Source organism: Gaiella sp. (assembly GCF_039915195.1).
Classification (GTDB): Bacteria; Actinomycetota; Thermoleophilia; order Gaiellales; family Gaiellaceae; genus Gaiella.
Genome location: NZ_JBDSNT010000149.1, coordinates 1 through 16,968, shown reverse-complemented (window position 1 = coordinate 16,968; position 16,968 = coordinate 1). Strand labels below are relative to the sequence as shown.

13 protein-coding genes are annotated in these 16,968 nt (G+C 66.5%); 8 read left to right on the top strand and 5 right to left on the bottom strand.

From position 1 onward, the window contains the following. Positions 1-4: 4 nt before the first annotated feature. From ABIR74_RS13610 to ABIR74_RS13595, 4 genes are read left to right on the top strand one after another with little or no spacing between them, the layout of a single operon-like run. Positions 5-2,086, top strand: a complete 2,082-nt coding sequence (locus tag ABIR74_RS13610; protein ID WP_348179043.1) for a hydantoinase/oxoprolinase family protein — start codon at positions 5-7, stop codon at positions 2,084-2,086. Then, positions 2,079-3,812 carry a hydantoinase B/oxoprolinase family protein gene (locus ABIR74_RS13605; protein WP_348179041.1) on the top strand — a complete coding sequence of 578 codons (1,734 nt, stop codon included), beginning with the start codon at positions 2,079-2,081 and terminating at the stop codon, positions 3,810-3,812. Before ABIR74_RS13610 ends, ABIR74_RS13605 begins: the two co-directional genes overlap by 8 nt. Next, positions 3,809-5,374, top strand: a complete 1,566-nt coding sequence (locus ABIR74_RS13600) for an amidohydrolase family protein (RefSeq protein ID WP_348179039.1) — start codon at positions 3,809-3,811, stop codon at positions 5,372-5,374. Before ABIR74_RS13605 ends, ABIR74_RS13600 begins: the two co-directional genes overlap by 4 nt. Further along, positions 5,371-8,583 carry an EAL domain-containing protein gene (locus ABIR74_RS13595; protein ID WP_348179037.1) on the top strand — a complete coding sequence of 1,071 codons (3,213 nt, stop codon included), beginning with the start codon at positions 5,371-5,373 and terminating at the stop codon, positions 8,581-8,583. Before ABIR74_RS13600 ends, ABIR74_RS13595 begins: the two co-directional genes overlap by 4 nt. 137 nt (positions 8,584-8,720) lie before the next feature. Here the strand turns inward: ABIR74_RS13595 and ABIR74_RS13590 are convergent, their stop codons facing one another. The 4 genes from ABIR74_RS13590 to ABIR74_RS13575 form a co-directional block, all read right to left on the bottom strand. Further along, positions 8,721-9,173 carry a CHRD domain-containing protein gene (locus ABIR74_RS13590; RefSeq protein ID WP_348179036.1) on the bottom strand — a complete coding sequence of 151 codons (453 nt, stop codon included), beginning with the start codon at positions 9,171-9,173 and terminating at the stop codon, positions 8,721-8,723. Positions 9,174-9,566: 393 nt separating this feature from the next. Then, positions 9,567-11,225 (bottom strand): MFS transporter, encoded by a 1,659-nt coding sequence (locus tag ABIR74_RS13585; RefSeq protein ID WP_348179034.1) that lies wholly within the window; start codon positions 11,223-11,225, stop codon positions 9,567-9,569. An 87-nt stretch (positions 11,226-11,312) separates the two neighbouring features. Continuing rightward, on the bottom strand, positions 11,313-11,930 hold the full coding sequence (locus tag ABIR74_RS13580; RefSeq protein WP_348179032.1) for a glutathione S-transferase family protein: 618 nt from the start codon (positions 11,928-11,930) through the stop codon (positions 11,313-11,315). Between the two features lie 157 nt (positions 11,931-12,087). Next, positions 12,088-13,557: an HD domain-containing phosphohydrolase gene (locus ABIR74_RS13575; protein WP_348179030.1), complete on the bottom strand. Its 1,470-nt coding sequence runs from the start codon at positions 13,555-13,557 to the stop codon at positions 12,088-12,090. Between the two features lie 245 nt (positions 13,558-13,802). Between ABIR74_RS13575 and ABIR74_RS13570 the strand changes: the two genes are divergently transcribed. Together ABIR74_RS13570 and ABIR74_RS13565 are read left to right on the top strand one after the other, a co-directional pair. After that, positions 13,803-14,576 carry an alpha/beta hydrolase gene (locus ABIR74_RS13570; protein ID WP_348179028.1) on the top strand — a complete coding sequence of 258 codons (774 nt, stop codon included), beginning with the start codon at positions 13,803-13,805 and terminating at the stop codon, positions 14,574-14,576. After that, positions 14,573-15,703 (top strand): SpoIIE family protein phosphatase, encoded by a 1,131-nt coding sequence (locus ABIR74_RS13565; RefSeq protein ID WP_348179026.1) that lies wholly within the window; start codon positions 14,573-14,575, stop codon positions 15,701-15,703. Before ABIR74_RS13570 ends, ABIR74_RS13565 begins: the two co-directional genes overlap by 4 nt. On the opposite strand, the gene ABIR74_RS13560 is transcribed toward ABIR74_RS13565, so the two are convergent. Then, positions 15,700-16,071 (bottom strand): STAS domain-containing protein, encoded by a 372-nt coding sequence (locus ABIR74_RS13560; protein WP_348179024.1) that lies wholly within the window; start codon positions 16,069-16,071, stop codon positions 15,700-15,702. The two genes, ABIR74_RS13565 and ABIR74_RS13560, sit on opposite strands and share 4 nt — an antisense overlap. A gap of 429 nt (positions 16,072-16,500) precedes the next feature. Here ABIR74_RS13560 and ABIR74_RS13555 point away from each other — a divergent pair, with 429 nt between their 5' ends. Next, positions 16,501-16,722 carry a hypothetical protein gene (locus ABIR74_RS13555; RefSeq protein ID WP_348179022.1) on the top strand — a complete coding sequence of 74 codons (222 nt, stop codon included), beginning with the start codon at positions 16,501-16,503 and terminating at the stop codon, positions 16,720-16,722. Between the two features lie 44 nt (positions 16,723-16,766). Beyond that, the coding region (locus ABIR74_RS13550) for an alpha/beta hydrolase (RefSeq protein ID WP_348179020.1) at positions 16,767-16,968 on the top strand (202 nt) is incomplete at its 3' end.

Here is a 16,968-nt window from a genome sequence, read left to right as displayed (position 1 = left end):
AGAGGTGGCGCGCGCCTACCGACTCGGGATCGACATCGGCGGCACGTTCACCGATGTCGTGCTGCTCGGCGACGACGGCTCCGTGCGCACGAAGAAGGTTCTCTCGACCCCGGACGACTACGCCCGCGGAGTCGTTGGCGGTGCCGTCTCCCTCCTCGCCGAATGTGACGTTGCTCCCGCCGATGTGGCCGGCGTCGTGCACGCATCAACGGTTGCCTCGAACACGATCCTCGAGGGCCTCGGAGCGCGCACGGCTCTGATCACGACGGAGGGGTTCCGTGACGTCCTCGAGATGCGACGCCTGCGGATCCCCGTTCTCTACGACATCCAGTACGAGGGCGCGAGGCCGCTCGTCCCACGGCGACTCCGGTACGAGGTGCCCGAGCGTCTCGGCCCCCGAGGCGAGATCTGGCGGGAGCTCGACGAGGCCCGAGTCTCAGAGGTCGCGCAGGCGATCGCGAAGACCGGTGTCGAGGCGGTGGCAATCGCGCTGATGCACGCCTACGCGAACGACACGCACGAACGTCGCGTCGAGGAGATCGTTCGTGCAATCGTGGGCCAGGGGGTCTATATCACTCGCTCGTCCGAGATCCTGCCCGAGATTCGCGAGTATGAGCGCACGAGCACCGCCGTCGTCAACGCGTACGTCGGGCCGGCGATCACCCGGTACATCGCGTCCCTCGCGGCGCAGTTGCGCGGGACGGGTATCACGGCACCGCTCGAGGTGATCCAGTCGGCGGGCGGGACGCTGACCCCGGAGATCGCGGCGCGCAAGCCCGCGCACCTCGTCGAGTCAGGCCCGGCGGCCGGCGTGATGGCGTGCGCCTATCTCGGCCGACTCACGGGCCGGCCCCAGCTGATCTCGCTCGACATGGGCGGTACGACCGCAAAAGCGGCGATCGTCGAGGACGGCCAGCCCGTGCGGACGAGCGAGTACGAAGTCGGCGCCGGGATCAACCTCAGCAGCAAGCTCGTGAAGGGCGGTGGGCACCCGATCAAGCTTCCGTTCATCGACGTGTCGGAGATCGGCGCCGGTGGCGGCAGCATCGTCAGCGTCGATCCGCTCGGGACCGTCAGCGTCGGCCCGGTGAGCGCCGGGTCGATGCCGGGGCCGGTCTGCTACGACCTCGGAGGGCTCGACCCGACGCTCACGGACGCGCTTCTCGCCCTCGGCTATCTCAACGAGACGCAGCTAGGCGATGGTGCGATCACGCTGAACCCGTCGGCGTCGCGCGAGGCGCTCGACCGGGTCGTCGCAGCCCCGCTCTCCCGATCGGTCGAGGAGGCCGCCCACGGGATCCTGCAGCTCGCAGTCGCGACGATGACGCGGGCCGTCAAGGCGGTGACGACATATCGCGGCCGTGACCCGCGCGACTTCACCCTCTGCGCGTTCGGGGGCAACGGGCCGCTTACAGGCGTCGAGATCGCACGGGCGCTGCAGATCCGCAGGGTGTTGATACCCCCGGCCCCTGGCGTCTTCAGCGCGCTCGGCCTGCTCTTCTCCGACACCGAGCACGAGACCGTGCGCACGCTCATGCTGCGGGGGGCCGAGGTTACCCCGCATGCCCTCGAGAGCTCCTTTGCCGCGATCGAGGCGGAAGCGACCGCGAGCCTCGTTTCGACCGATGGAGCCACGGTCACCGTCGCCCGGTACGCAGACGTGCGGTACGCGGGCCAGGCCTACGAGCTGCCCGTTCGGGTCGCGGCGGGAACGGTAGACATCGACCGGCTGACGGCGGATTTCGTCGCGGAGCACATCAGAACGTACGGGCACGGATCCGCAGACGATCCGATCGATGTCGTCTCCGTGCGGGCGCTCGCCCGGATCGCGCGGACGACGTCCAGGAGGTATGACCCTGTTGCCGCAATCCGCGCTCTCCCCCCGCTCGAGACCGTCCGATGGGCCTACTTCGGTCCGGGCGTCGGCCACATCGAGACCCCGGTGTGCAACCGTGCCGGTCTCCTCGGAGGCGAGCGTCGCGGCCCCCTCTTGATCGACGAGATCGACTCCACGTGCGTCGTGCCGCCGGGGTGCGTCGCCCGACTCGACGCCTACGGCAACATCGAGGTCGAGATCGATGGCTGACCCATCCCTCCGCTCGCCCATCGACCCGATCACGCTCGAGGTGATCAAGAACGCCCTCGCCTCGACGGCCGACGAGATGGCGCTCGTGATCATGCGCAGCGCCTATTCCCCGGTCGTCCGCGACACGATGGACTACTCGACGGCCCTCTGCGACCGTAACGGCCGCGTCGTCGCTCAGGGACTCACCCTCGCGGTGCAGCTCGGCACGTTCCCCACGGTGATGGCGTACGTGCTCGAGGAGTTCGGCTCGACGGCGAAGCCGGGCGACGTGTACATCGCGAATGACCCGTACGGCTGCGGCGGCCAGCACCTGCCCGATCTCTACGTGATCCAGCCGATCTTCGTGGCGGGCGAGCTCGAGGGCTACGCGGCGACGATGGCTCATCACTCCGACGTCGGCGGCATCGCGCCCGGTAGCGTCGCCGTGCACGCGACCGAGATCTACCAGGAGGGCCTCCGCATCCCGCTCTCGAAGCTCCACGACGCCGGAGTCGAGAACACGACGCTGCTTCGGCTGATCGAGGCGAACACGCGGCAGCCGATCCACGTGCTCGGCGATCTCCGTGCCCAGCTGGCGGCGTGCCGCGTCGGCGAGCGCGGCCTCACGGCGCTGCTCGAGCGCTACGGCCCCGATGCACACGTCTACATGGACGAGCTGCAGCGCGTCGCGGAGAAAATGATGCGTGCCGAGCTCGCGAAGCTGCCCGACGGCGTTCACACGTTCACCGACTACATCGACGGGGTCGGAGAGCATCCGACTCCGATCCCGATCTGCGTCCGGGTCGAGATAGCGGGGGACGAGGTGCTGATCAGCTTCGAGGGCACATCTCCGCAGATCGACGCGAGCGTGAACTGCCCGGTCGGCATGGTGCGTGCGGCGTGCTACTGCGCAATTCGCGGCATCGTCGGAGGCGAGATCCCGAACTGCGAGGGCTACATGACTCCGATCCGCATCGACGCTCCCGCGGGCACCGTCGTCAATCCCGTGCTCCCCGCCGCGTGCGGAGCCCGCGGCGTCATCGGCTACCGCGTCTACGACGCCCTGATGGGAGCGCTTGCGCCACTCATTCCTGATCGCGTCCTCGCGGCCGGAGAGGGCGGGCCGACGCTGATCGCTTTCGGTGGCTACGACGAGGAGCGTCGACCGTTCGGGACGACCGAGGTCCTCGTCGGCACGTGGGGCGCGAGAGCCACGCGGGATGGACTCGAGGGCGTCTCGAACCCGCTCGCCAACCTGGGCAATCAGCCCGTCGAGCTGCTCGAGGCGGACATCCCGATCGAGGTCGTGCAGTACGGCCTGGTACCCGACTCGGGAGGCCCGGGCCGCCAGCGCGGCGGCCTCGCTTACGTGCGCTCCTTCCGGGTGCGGACGCCGAGGGTGACGCTGACCATTCGCACCGACCGCCGTGACCATCCGCCGTACGGGCTCGAGGGCGGACACCACGGAGCCCCGTCGAGCAATGTCGTCGAGTCGGCAGCCGGGAGCCGGGAGTTGCCGACGATGCCGATGGAAGCCTCACACCTCGTGGAAGGCGACCGATTCACCCACGTGGCTGCGGGAGGCGGCGGCTTCGGCCCTCCCTTCGAGCGCGACCCACAGGCCGTGCTCGACGACGTGCTCGACGAGAAGGTGTCGGCCGCGGCCGCCCGGGAGAAGTACGGTGTCGTGATCGATGATGGGCGGGTCGACGCCGGGGCGACGGCTGCCGTTCGGAGTGCCGGGTGAGCGTCGACCTCGCAATCAGAAACGGGCTCGTCATCGACGGCACGGGTGGTGAGCCCCTGCGCGCCGACATCGGCGTGAAGGGCGACCGGATAGTCGCCGTCGGCGCCGTGCCGGAGGCAGCGAGCGAGATCGATGCGACGGGAAAGGTCGTCGCGCCCGGCTTCATCGACATCCACAGCCACTCCGACTTCACGCTCCTCGTCGACCCGCGTGCCGCGAGCGCCGTCCACCAGGGGGTGACGCTCGAGGTGGTCGGGAACTGCGGCTTCGGCTGCTTTCCGCTGCTCGACAAGGAGCTCGCGCCGAAAGCGATCTACGGGCACTCAGCAGACGTCCCGCTCACCTGGACGACGGCGGCGGGCTACTTCGAGCGTCTCGAGGACGCCGCGCCCGCGATCAACGTGGCGAGCCTCGCGCCGAACGGGCAGATCAGGCTGTCGGTTGTCGGCCTTGCCGATCGGCCCGCGCAGGATCACGAGCTCACGCGGATGCGCTACCTCCTCGACGAGGCGCTCGAGCAGGGTGCGTGGGGGTACTCCACGGGACTCGAGTACGCCGCCGAGCGCGGCGCCGACGAGGACGAGCTCGTCTCGATGTGCGAGGTGTGCGGCGGACGCCACGCGATCTACGCTACGCACACGCGTCGGCGCGACGAGGGCGCCGACGAGGCGGTGGCCGAGGCGCTCCGCACGGCCGAGCGATCGGGCGTGCGACTTCAGGTCTCCCATCTCGTGCCGAGGAACGGCATCGACTCGGCCCGTCGCTGCCTGGAACTCGTGGAAGGTGCTGCGAGGAGCGGCATGGACGTGGCGTTCGACATGCACACGCGCCTCTACGGAACGACCTTCCTGCTCACGGCGCTGCCGCCGTGGGCTCTCGAGGATCCCGCGCTTCTGGGCGAGATCCTTGGTAGCGAGAAGCACCGGCGGGCAATTCGTGAGTACGAGAGCATCCTCAGCGCCGGTGGCGACTGGGGCCGGATCGTGCTGCTCGACAACGCCGTGTGGCCCGACTACGCCCGTCGCGACGTCGCCTCGATAGCGGCCGTGCGAGGGCAGGAACCGCTCGATGCCGTCTGCGACCTGCTGCTCGGCGCGGCGGACGATCCGGGGCAGCTCATGGTGATCATCCACGCCTACACCGAAGAGCAGCAGCGCGAGGCGTTCGCCCACCCCCTCTGTGTCCCCGGGTCGGACGCGACGACGATGGCGCCGACCGGCCCGCTGGCGGGAAAGGTCTTCCACGGTGCCTACACGTGGGCCGCCTGGTACCTCCGCTTCTGCGTCCAGCAGGAGAAGGTGCTGAGCCTGCCGGAGGCGATCCATCGGCTGACGTTGCAACCAGCGGAGCGAATCGGCATCAGAGATCGTGGCGTCCTTCGCAGCGGGGCCCACGCCGACCTCGTGGTCTTCGACCCGCTTGCCTTCAAGGAAGAAGGAACGACGTTCGATCCGAGCAGGCTCGCCACCGGGATGGAAACGGTGATCGTGAACGGGGCCGTGACGTTGAGTGGAGGCGAGCTCACGGGAGCCCGCAACGGAAAGGTGTTGCGAAGGGTGTGAGGGCGGCCCGCTTCGGGCTGTTCAACCTGAGGCTTTTTCCCTGCTCGTCGAGTGGGCAGATGGGGGATGGCGAGATCCTCTCTGGATCCGATGCGTCACACATGTGGCCCAACCGCGAAGCCTCTCGGCGCGCGCCATCAACGAGCCTCCTGTCCATTGACGACGATGGACGGAGACCTCCTCTCCGTGCGGTAGACCGAATCGTCGCACCGGCGCAGGAGACGCGCTTTCAGACGATCTCGAGGCACCTCGACCTCCTCGAGCGGCTCCCGCTCGTCGTGTACATCGACGAGCTGACGGCTGGCTCCGCGAACATCTATACGAGCCCTCAGACGACGACGATCCTTGGGTACACGCCCGATGACTGGGCGTCCGATCCTGGTTTCTTTCCGTCGATCCTGCATCCCGACGACCGCGACCGGGTACTCGCCGAGCATGCACGTACGCACACATCAGGGGAGCCGTTGCGAACCGAGTACCGACTCGTCCGCCGGGACGGCCGGGAGGTATGGGTGCGTGACGAGGCCGTGCTCGTACGCGACAAGGACGGCAGGGCCCAGTGTCTGCAGGGCTACCTGGTCGACATCAGCGACGCCAAGGTGCGCGAGGCTGCGGTCTACGCGACCGAGGCCCGTGCGAGGGCCATCCTCGAGTCGGCGCTCGACTGCATTATCACCATCGACCACGAGGGAACGATCGTCGAGTTCAACCCGGCAGCCGAGTCCACGTTCGGCTACGACCGCCAAGACGTGCTGGGGCAGCAGATGCAGGAGCTCCTGATTCCCCCCTCACTCCGTGAGTCCCATGCGCGGGGACTGAAGCACTATCTTGCGACGGGCGAGGGGGCCGTGCTCGGAACACGGACCGAAGTGTCGGCAATGCGCTCCGATGGCAGCGAGTTCCCGATCGAGCTGAGCATCGTCCGGGTTGACGTGCCGGGGGATCCAGTCTTCACCGCCTATGTGCGGGACATCACCGAGCGGACGTTGTCCGAGGCTGTCGCCACGGGACAGGAGCGCCTCCTCGAGATGATGGCCACTGGGGCGCCGCTCACGGTGCTGCTCGGCCTGGTGACGCGTTTCGTCGAAGAGCACCGGAGCGACGTGCTGGCATCGATTCTGCTTCTCGACCAGGATGGGCTCCACCTGCGCCACGCCGTGGCTCCCAGCCTGCCCGTCGAATACACGAGTGCGATGGACGGCGTCGCGATAGGCCCGGCCATGGGGTCGTGCGGGACGGCGGCATACCGGCGAGAGCGGGTCATCGTCTCGAGTATCGCCAACGATCCGCTCTGGAAGGATTACTCGGAGCTCGCGCTGAGCCACGGTCTCGAGGCCTGCTGGTCGACGCCCATCATCTCGACCGGGGGCGCGGTGCTCGGGACGGTCGCTCTGTACTACCGGCAGCCGCGCAGCCCCACGGATGATGATCTCCGGTTCGTCGATTCAGTCGTGCATCTCGCAACCATCGCGATCGAGCGTTCCCATTCGGAGGACGCACTGAGAGCGAGTGAGGAGCGCTACCGCGACCTGTTCGAGAACGCGACCGAGCCGATCGCGACGGTCTCGCTCGACGAGACGATCACCGGGGTGAACGCGGCGTTCGCGCACGTCCTCGGCTATTCGCGCGAGGAGCTCATCGGCTCGAACCTGAGTGAGTACGTGACCGCGGATGGGTACGAGCGCGCGGTGAAGGCAACCGAGCACAAGCTGTCGCGTGAGGACACAGACACGACCTTCGAGCAGGAGTTCATCGCCAGGGACGGCCACTCGGTGATCCTCGAGGTGTCGAGCAGGACGTTATTCGAGAACGGAGTTCCCGTTGGCGTGCAGGGGATGTGTCGCGACGTCAGCGCCCGCAAGCAGGCCGAAGCGGAACTACGTCAACTGGACGAGTTGAATCGTCATCAGGCGCTGCACGACAGCCTCACCGGCCTCCCGAACCGCGCCTGCTTTCGGGAACGGGTCGAGCAGGCGATCGCTGCCGGAGACAGCGACGGATCAGAGCTGGCGCTCCTGATGATCGATCTCGACCACTTCAAGGAGATAAACGACAGCCTGGGCCACCACTACGGCGACCTTCTCCTCGTCGAACTTGCGAGGCGCTTCCGCTCCGTCGTGCGACACACCGACACGATCGCGCGCCTCGGCGGTGACGAGTTCGGCATGCTGGTGCCGAAGCTCACAGGCACCGAACGCGATCTCGAACCGGCTCTCGACCGGATCCTGGCGGCGTTCAAGGAGCCGTTTCAGATCAACGGCGTTCCGCTCCACGTGGAAGCGAGCGTCGGGATCGCGCGTCACCCGGCGCACGGCAGGAACGTAGACGTGCTCCTTCAGCGCGCGGACGTTGCCATGTACGTCGCCAAGGAGAATGGCGTCGTCCACGCGCTGTACGACCAGGGACTCGATCGCCACGATCCCTGGCGCCTGACGCTGCTCTCGGAGCTACCCCGCGCTATCCGCGAACGCGAGCTCGTGCTGCACTATCAACCACAGATCGACGTGCGAACCGAAGCGATCGCGAGCGTTGAGGCGCTTGTGCGTTGGCAGCACCCGACGCGAGGGCTGATCGCACCTCGTGACTTTGTACCTTTGGCGGAACGCACGGGGTTGATCCAACCGTTGACGATGTTCGTCCTCGATAAGGCTCTCGCTCAATGCAGCCGCTGGGAGCACGAGGGCACTCCCCTGACGGTGGCCGTCAACCTCTCGATGCGGAACCTGCACGACCCGACCCTCCCGACGGAGGTCGCAAAGCTCCTCGGCCGATGGGGTCTTGCCGGCGACCGACTGAAGCTCGAGATCACAGAGAGCGCGATCGCCTCGGATCCGGCGCGTACGAGCGCCACCGTCGAGGGGCTGAGCGCGCTCGGCGTGACGATCTCGATCGACGATTTTGGAACTGGCTACACGTCGCTCGCCCAACTCGCGCGGCTTGCGGTCGATGAGATCAAGATCGACCGCTCCTTTATCCTGAACATGACCGACGACGACGCGACGATCGTCCATTCGATCATCACACTCGGGCACGATCTCGGTCTCGAAGTCGTAGCCGAAGGGGTTGAGACGAGCGCCTCCTGGAACAAGCTCGCTGACCTCGGGTGCGACGCGATCCAGGGGTACTACATCAGCCATCCCCTCGACGCGGACGACCTTGGCCGTTTCCTCCGGGCGACTCGTCCTCCGAACCGCGTTCCCGACGCCTAGATTCGATCCCCGGATCCTGCTCGACCGAGATGGCGCGCGGCGAATCGATGCGACGCGCGACGGGCCAGGTGCCGGGAGGCGCGAAAGCGAATCGGAAGAGAGCCCGGGACCCTGGGCTCTCTTCCGATCTCGAAGCCTTACATCGCGCTCTTGATCTGGCCGCGAATCTCTCCACTCGGGTTCTTGGCCGTGTGGACGTTCACGTAGTCCTTCCGATTTCGGAGCGCGGTGATCTCCGCCTGCGTCAGCGTGAGAGTCCCGGTCGCTCCCGAACTACACGGGCCGCACAGCGCCTTGACCACGCCACCGGCCGTCCCTTTGACGCCGCTATGAATGTGTGCTGCGCCTGCCGCACCCGTCAAGTGCGCGAATGTCAGCTTCCAGGTCAGCGTGGTTCCCGTCAGTGTCGCCGTGAACCGACCGGATGCGCCGATCTTCGTACCCTTCGGACGAGGCACTTCCTGGCCGATGTTGAGGGCCGCGCTGAACTTCGTCGTCTTTGCCTGTGCGCTGCTGCCTGCTGCCGCCAACGAGGCGGCCACGAGCACCGAGGCTAGAACAGCGACCATAACAATCATCAATCTCTTCATTTCATACCCCTCCGTTGAGTTCACCGAGTTTGCTCGGCGATTGACCTTTTGCTGAACACTTCGGACGGGAGGCTAAACCGGTTTGCCGGACGCCAGAGATCGCGAGCGCCGGCCGCTCGCTAGTTCCGCAGCGGGCGGGTGGCGCGACGCGGCGCCCCGGCGGGGATCCGAGCCGATCTCCACCCGACCGCGACGCGCGGGGCATCTTGACCCCGCGCATTCCCCCTCGTATTCAATATCGCTCCTATCGGCGGCCGGCAACCTCCCGGGCGTGCGACAACGCCAGTACGCCGCGCGGTGAGCAGTAAGCGGTACGCGGCGGTCAGTTCACGCTCGAAGCCGTCCTTACCGTTCCGTCGCTCGCCCCGAGGGAAGAGCTGACCGGCGAGAGCTTCAGCGCATGCCCATCCGGGAGCTGATCACGAGCTCGGCAGCCTCGTGCGCGTCTCCGTGTCCCGTCACCGCGGGGATGAAGTGGCGGCGGTCGAGAGCGCGAAGGACGACGGCCGACGAGGCAGTGACGGTCGCTGTTCGCGGGACGTCGCGGAGCAGCGCGATCTCGCCGAAGCTGTTGCCGGGTCCGATCTCGGCGACGTGCACACCGTCCTTCGAAACCGCGAGCGTCCCGCTCTCGACGATGTAGAAGCGATCGCCCTCGTCACCCTCGTGCACCGCAACCTCCCCCGCCTTCAGCTCCACGGTGACGAGCGAGCGAGCGAGGCGCTCGATGATCCGCTCGGGGAGTGGCGCGAGCATGGGGATGCCGAGCAGCAGGTCGATTCCGGCAGGAGCAAGGGTCGTGCGGTCGATGGAGAGAAGCCGGGGAAGCGCAAGGAGCGCAACTGCACTGACGGCTGCCCCGATCACGAGCAGCCCCGCTCGCAACCCGACCGTAGCGATGAGAATCGGCATCACCAGGGCGCCCAGCGCCATCGCACCAATCAAGGAGCTCTCGAGCGCTCCGAAGACACGACCCATCACGTCGTCCGGGACAACGCGTTGCAGGATCGTGTAGACGTTGATATCGACGAGCGAGTTCGCGAGCCCGATGAGAACGAGCGCGATGATCGCGCTCGGCAACGTGGGCCAGGCGGCGATCAGTAGCAACGGCCCAGCCCAGAGGAAGACACCGAGCGCGAAGTCGAACGCAAGGCGGCCACGCTGCGCGAGCACGAGTGCGACGAATCCTCCGACGAGACCGCCGATTCCGAGCGTCGCGTCGAGGTAGCCGACGCCTGCCTTCCCGAGGTCGAGCATGTCGAGCGCAACCGCGACGATGAAGACAGCCGATGCGCCGGCGACGACACACTGGGCGGCGTAGAGCCCGACGAGCGCACGGAGATCCGGCGAACGCAGGATGGTGGCGAACCCCGCGGCGGAGTCGCGGAGAAATCCGACGGACGGCGCGTCATCTGGCTCGTCGGCCGTGTCTTCCTCAGGGGTCGGTTCGACGACCGGCCGGATCCTGAACACGAGCGCCGCCGACCAGACGAACGTTGCGGCGTTGAACAGGTAGACGACCGGGATGTCCGCGACGGCGAGCAACAGTCCTCCGAGGGCCGGGCCGGCGAAGAAGCCGACGCTCTCGATCGTGCTCGAGGCGACATTGGCCGCAGTCAGCTCGCCTGAATCCCGCGCAAGCTTAGGCAGGAGAGCGGCCTGGGCAGGACGAAACGGCGTCCCAGCGAGCGACGTGACGATCGCGAGTCCGTAGACGAGGAGCGCGGGACCGTCGGAGAAGATCACGCCTGCGGCGATGACGACGAGCGCCGCACGGACGAGGTCTGCCGCGATCATGACCGCGCGCCGGGGCAACCGGTCCGCGAGTGTCGCGGTGAAGGGCGTCACGACGGCCATGAGGACATACCGAACGACAGCGAGCAGGCCGACCGCGGCCGGGCCACCCTGGTCGTAGGCGTAGACGGAGACGGCGACCGCGTACGCCCAGTCGCCGACGACGGATCCGGCGAACGCGGACTCGAGGCGCCGGAGGGCCGGGTTGCGGAAGACATCCGTCAGCGCGCGGACGGACGCGCGCGCGTTGTCACTCACTCCACTCAGATCTCAGCGCCCCTCATCATGTCGTGCCTACTCCATCACACCCGGAGCGACGGCGCGTGCCTCAGTGAACGGGCAAGGTCAGCCGGCCCACTCGGGCAGCTCGAGTCGCTCCTCTTCGAACATCCGCTGGACGCCCGGGAGCGCGAGCGTCCGCAGGAAGTGGGCGCGAAGATGCGGGCGCTCCCATGCAGGTGTGTCCAGCTGCCGCCCCCAACGCGTGAGCATGAGGAGGAAGAGATCCGCGCCGGTGCGGTGCTCCCCGACGAGCCAGACTCGACTCTCGAGGTGCGATTCGATCAGGTCGAAGTGGCGCTCCGCCTCCGCCAGCGCTACGGCCCCGACATCGCCGCTGCCATAACGATCGGGGTAGAAGAAGCGCAGCATCGTGGTCTGGAGCGTGTTCGTCATGAAGACGAGCCAGCGGTAGAAGTCCGCGCGTTCCTCTGGGGCAAGGCGAGCCTCCGGGTATCGGTCGGCGAGGTAGAGCAGGATCGCAGCCGATTCGGTGAGGACGAGGTCGCCGTCGACGAGCGTCGGCACGACGCCAAGCGGATTCAGCGCGCGGTAGCCGGCATCCGCCTGCGCCTCGTCCCGCTCGATCAGAACGAGCTCGTAATCGACCCCGATCTCGGCGAGTGCAGCGTGCGGCGCCATCGAGGCCGCGCCGGGGCGCCAGTAGAGGCGGAGGGTGTCCATGGCGCGACCCTAGCGGGTCGTCCCCGGCCGGGAGAGCCGTTGACCCACGTCAACCTGCTGCCGCACGCCCGTGTGAGCCAGGACCTGGGGTTAGGTCGTGGGGGCAGACGCCTGTGTCGTTCTGTGCGTGATTGCGAGACCTGACCCAGTCCCCAGGCTACGAGGCGAGGAGCTCGGGGAGCGTGCATTCGCAGAGGACGTGAGCGAACGCCGCGACCGCCTCGGGGTCGAACTGCGTCCCTGCGTTCCGACGGAGCTCTTCGATCGCTTCGGCGGCGGACATGCCGTTTCGGTAAGGGCGCTCACCAACCATCGCGCTGAAGGCGTCGCAGACCGCGATGATGCGCGCCGAGAGCGGGATCGTGGTTCCTGCGATCCCGTCGGGGTAGCCGCCGCCATCGAACCGCTCGTGGCTCGCGCGAACGATCGTGGCCGTGCTGCGTAGACAGGGCGCGACCGCGATGATGCGTTCACCGATCACGGGATGCTGCCGCATGAACCGCCACTCGTCGGGTTCGAGCGGCCCGGCTTTCTGGAGAAGTTCGTCAGGGATCGCCATCTTGCCGAGATCATGGAGCTGTGCCGCCTGGCGGAGTTCGTCGAGATCCGCTGGCCCCATCCCCAACCGGATACCTACAAGCGAGGCGAGTTCCGCGACATCCTGAAGGTGCAGCCCGAGTTCCGGATTGCGCTCGGTGAGGGCGCTCGTGAGCACGTCCGCTATCTGGCGTGACGTTGAACGCCGGCCGCCCTGCTTGCGCTCGTATAGACGCCGATCGGCAAGCGAGAGAGCCGCGTCAGGGGTCTGAGCCTCAGCCGGGATCGCCGCTTCACCCCAGGCGGCGCTAACCGTGAATCCCTCACCCTTCTCGCTCAACGCGACCCCGACGGCTTCCCTGGTGGGCTCGTCGAGCGGCCCGGGAAGGAGGAGGCAAAACTCGTCACCGCCAAGTCGGTACGCGACGCCCGTGCCGGCCATGAGCGACTCGAGCCGCCGGGAGAGACGGACGAGCAACGCGTCCCCGGCGGGGTGGCCAAAGCTATCGTTGTAGAGCTTGAACCCGTCGAGATCACAGAGCACAAGCGTGTGGTCGACTACCTCTGATCGATCGGTTGCCGCGTCGAGGTCGAGAAGCAGCTTCCGCCGATTCGCAAGACCGGTCAGTGCATCATGGAGGGCCTGGTGCGCGTTCAGCTCCATCTGTTCGCGAAGCTCCGTCTGCGAGGCGAGCAGGGCCTTCTCGGCCTCCACACGCGCTGTGACATCCGAAACGATCCCGTCGACGAAGAGACGGCCATCCACACGGCTCGGCCGCGTTCGAGCACAGACCCACCGCGTCACTCCGTCATATCCGAGGAGTCGGTAAACCACCTCGCTCGACTCGCCACGCCCCAGCCTTTCTCGGTGAGCGAGATGAAGCGGCCAATCCTCCGGAACGATCCTCTGTTCCCATTCCGTCGCGGCGTCCGCGCCCGCCGGTATCGCTCCCCCCATCAGCCGCTCCCGATTCGCCCCCGAGTACACCGACCTCCGCGACCCATCGAACAGATGCTCATTCGTGTACAGGTAATCGTCGATCGAGCCCGTGATCCGCAGCAGCGCAGCCGCACGATCAGCAGCGGCCACGTCAACTCTGCTGCGCCGATGCCATCTCATATAACTCGGTATCGACACAACCTGGAAAACGATGAGCACCCTGCGTCGTGACGCCATGGACTCCACCTGCACGACGAGTACTCCGCACCGAAGATCTGACAGAAACTCCCCCGCCTCGATGGAGACGTGACGTATCATCGGAATCCTGATTGTGCCGATGCGCGCGTTGTCGAGAGGGGATCGAGTTCTTGGGCGTTCTTGAGCGGAGCAACACAGTGGAGCGAGGCAACCCGACGGGGCGTCCGATCGTGTTCGCGCATGGGTTTGGTTGCGATCAGTCGATGTGGCGGTACGTTTGGCCTTCGTTCGCGGACGACCGGCGCGTCATCCTGTTCGATCATCCTGGTGCGGGTCACGTCTCAGTCGATGACTTCGACTTTGATCGGTATCGGTCTTTGGGGGGCTACGCGAGGGACGTCGTGGATATCTGCGACGCCCTCGAACTGCAAGATGTCGACTTCGTCGGGCACTCGGTCAGCGGCATGATCGGTCTTCTCGCCGGGATCGAGCGGCCGGATCTGTTCAACTCGTTGGTGATGATCGGTCCATCTCCGCGTTATCTGAACGACGACAACGGCTACGTGGGCGGGTTCGAGCCTGCTGACATCGAAGCGTTGCTGGATTCGATGGACAGCAACTATCTGGGTTGGTCGGCCCAGATGGCGCCGGTCATCATGGGCAATCGCGATCGTCCGGAACTGGGCGACGAACTCACGGATACGTTCTGTCGCGCCGATCCGGCGATCTCGAGGCACTTCGCAAAGGTCACCTTCCTGTCTGATAACCGTGGCGACCTGGCGCGACTCACCGTCCCGAGTCTGATCATGCAGTGCTCGGACGACGTGATCGCTCCTGGATCGGTCGGCGACTATGTTCATCGCAATGTTCCCGGCAGCACGCTTGTTCAGCTGAATGCGACGGGACATTGTCCGAACTTGAGCGCGCCCGCTGAGACGACGGCTGTGATCCAGGCATTCCTCGCGGCTTGACGGCCGCGAGACCGACCGACAGCGCGGAGGAGCTCCTCGACGGCGCTCCCTGCGGGTATATCTCGACTCTGCCCGACGGAACGATCAGCACCGTCACTCGCGCTTTCGAGGCGCTCACGGGCTTTGCCAGGGAAGTACTCGTTGGTCGTGTGCGTCTTCGTGACCTCCTGCCCGTCACCGACCGGATCTACCACGAGACGCACTACCTTCCGCTGCTCCTGTCGCACGGCGCGGCCCACGAGATTGCCTCCAACCTGGTTCGGAGCGACGGCACGCTCGTCCCAGTGTTCCTCAGCTCGGTCCTGGTTCGCGACGACGACGGAGAGCCGCGCTCGATCCGGACGGTGGTGTTTCCCGCCACCGATCGCCGGCTCTACGAGCAGGAGATCCTGCGCACCCAACGCGGCCACGAGGACATCGCACTCCAGCTGCAGCAGAGCCTGCTCGCTGGCGACCTGCCCCAAGCCGACGAGGTCGACCTCGACGTGGGATACCAGCCTGGTGTCACCCGCCTCGAGGTTGGTGGAGATTGGTACGACGCATTCTGGATCGAACCGGGCGTGAGTATGGCGCTCGTCGTTGGCGATGTCGTCGGACGTGGGCTCAAAGCTGCGATCGCGATGGGTCAGCTGCGGAGCGCCACACGCGCCTTCGCATCCACGGGTCTGGACCCGGCAGGCGTCCTCAGGGCACTCGACCGCTACTCGATCGCCTACGGGGTCGGGGAGATGACGACGATTGTGTACGCCGAACTCACGCTCGCGAGCCGCGCCCTCCGGTACGCGTGCGCCGGCCACCCACCGCCCCTGCTTGCTGCGCCGGGTCGGGTGCCGACCTATCTCTTCGAGGCCCGATCGATGCCAATCGCCTCCTGGGATACCCTGCATCGCACGAGCGCAAGCGTCGAGCTCGAACCTGGAGCGACGGTGCTCCTCTACACCGATGGACTCGTCGAGCATCCATCTCGTTCCATTGCCGCAGGTATGGAAGCTCTTCTACAGATCGTCGGCAAGCGGGCCGGCGAGACGCCGCAGCAATTGGGTCGGGCGATTCGGGACGAGCTACGCACACCCGACTACCACGACGACACCTGCCTCGTCATCGCTCAACTCGAGCCAGGCTCCTAAACCTCGTCGCCGCCGTCCGTCGGACGGTCAGGCCCCTCCGGAGCCGGCACGAGCTCGACCGCAACACCAGGCTGGTTTCCGAGGCCGACAATCGCGAAGACGGCGGCTGCAGTGCTTCCTTCGAGCACGCGCAACGCAACCCCGCGGCCCTTCCCAGTGAGCTCTCGCGCCGAACCAACGATCGCCGCGACGATGCTCGAGTCGATGAAGGTAGTGCGGGTCAGATCGACCCGAAGTGAGCCTGGCGACATCCTTGCTGCTCTATCGAACACCTTGCTCATCTCCGGCGCGCTCGTGATGTCGTGTTCGCCGATCAGTTCGACGACCCCGCCATCGGATACGACACACGTGTTCTCGCCAGAATGCATTCGCCCAATCCCTCCACCGGATGTACATCGAGTCCGACGCAGCATAGGCGCACGGGCTACCGAACGCCGAAATGGCTCCGAGGCGGTGCGGGCATGTGCACGCGCAGCGAGCGCCTGCGCATCTGTGCGTCGAGTCCCTCGGCTAGCTCGGCCGTCTGACCATCGAGGAGCTGCTGGTCGCGTTCGGCGATCGCCTGCTCACGATCTCACACGGTGACCCTGAGGCCCGAACCTACCGTTACGTCTACTTCACTACACGGACATCTGTGATCTGTCAGGGTCGAGTCGAGTCGCTGACCGATGGGGGCGCGTTGCGCCTCACGGGCAGCACACGAAGGGAGCCTCATGGTGGCACGGATTGCGACGTACAGTTTTACCGGCGACGCGCAGGAGTTGGGCCGGCGGGCAGAGGCGGGGATCCTACCGATCTTGAAGGCGCAGCCAGGATTCAAGAGCTACGCAGTTGCGGTTGGGGATGGCACGGTGTTCTCGTCGAGTGCCTGGGACACGCGGGCAGATGCCGAGACGGGCAGTGCGGCGGTGGCATCCTGGGTCGCCGAGAATATGACCGAGATCAGCCTGACCGAAGTCCATTACGGCGAGGTGTTGTTCAGCACGTCGCTTGGTGTCAGCACGGCCGACGGCGCCTAACCGACACTTACGGGTCAGGTCTTGCATTGCAACATCCCCGATGCGTGATTGCGAGACCTGACCCGTCCCCCCGCGAATACGACGACCGCACCCAGCTCCGACTCATCGAGGCGCCGACGCTCTTGATCTGGGGCGATGCCGACGCCGTGGTTTCCCGTGCGATGCAAAACCATTTGGCAGGCGCGATCCCTGATGCCGACCTCCTCGTCTACCCCGGCGTCGGCCACACTCCCCGCTGGGACGATC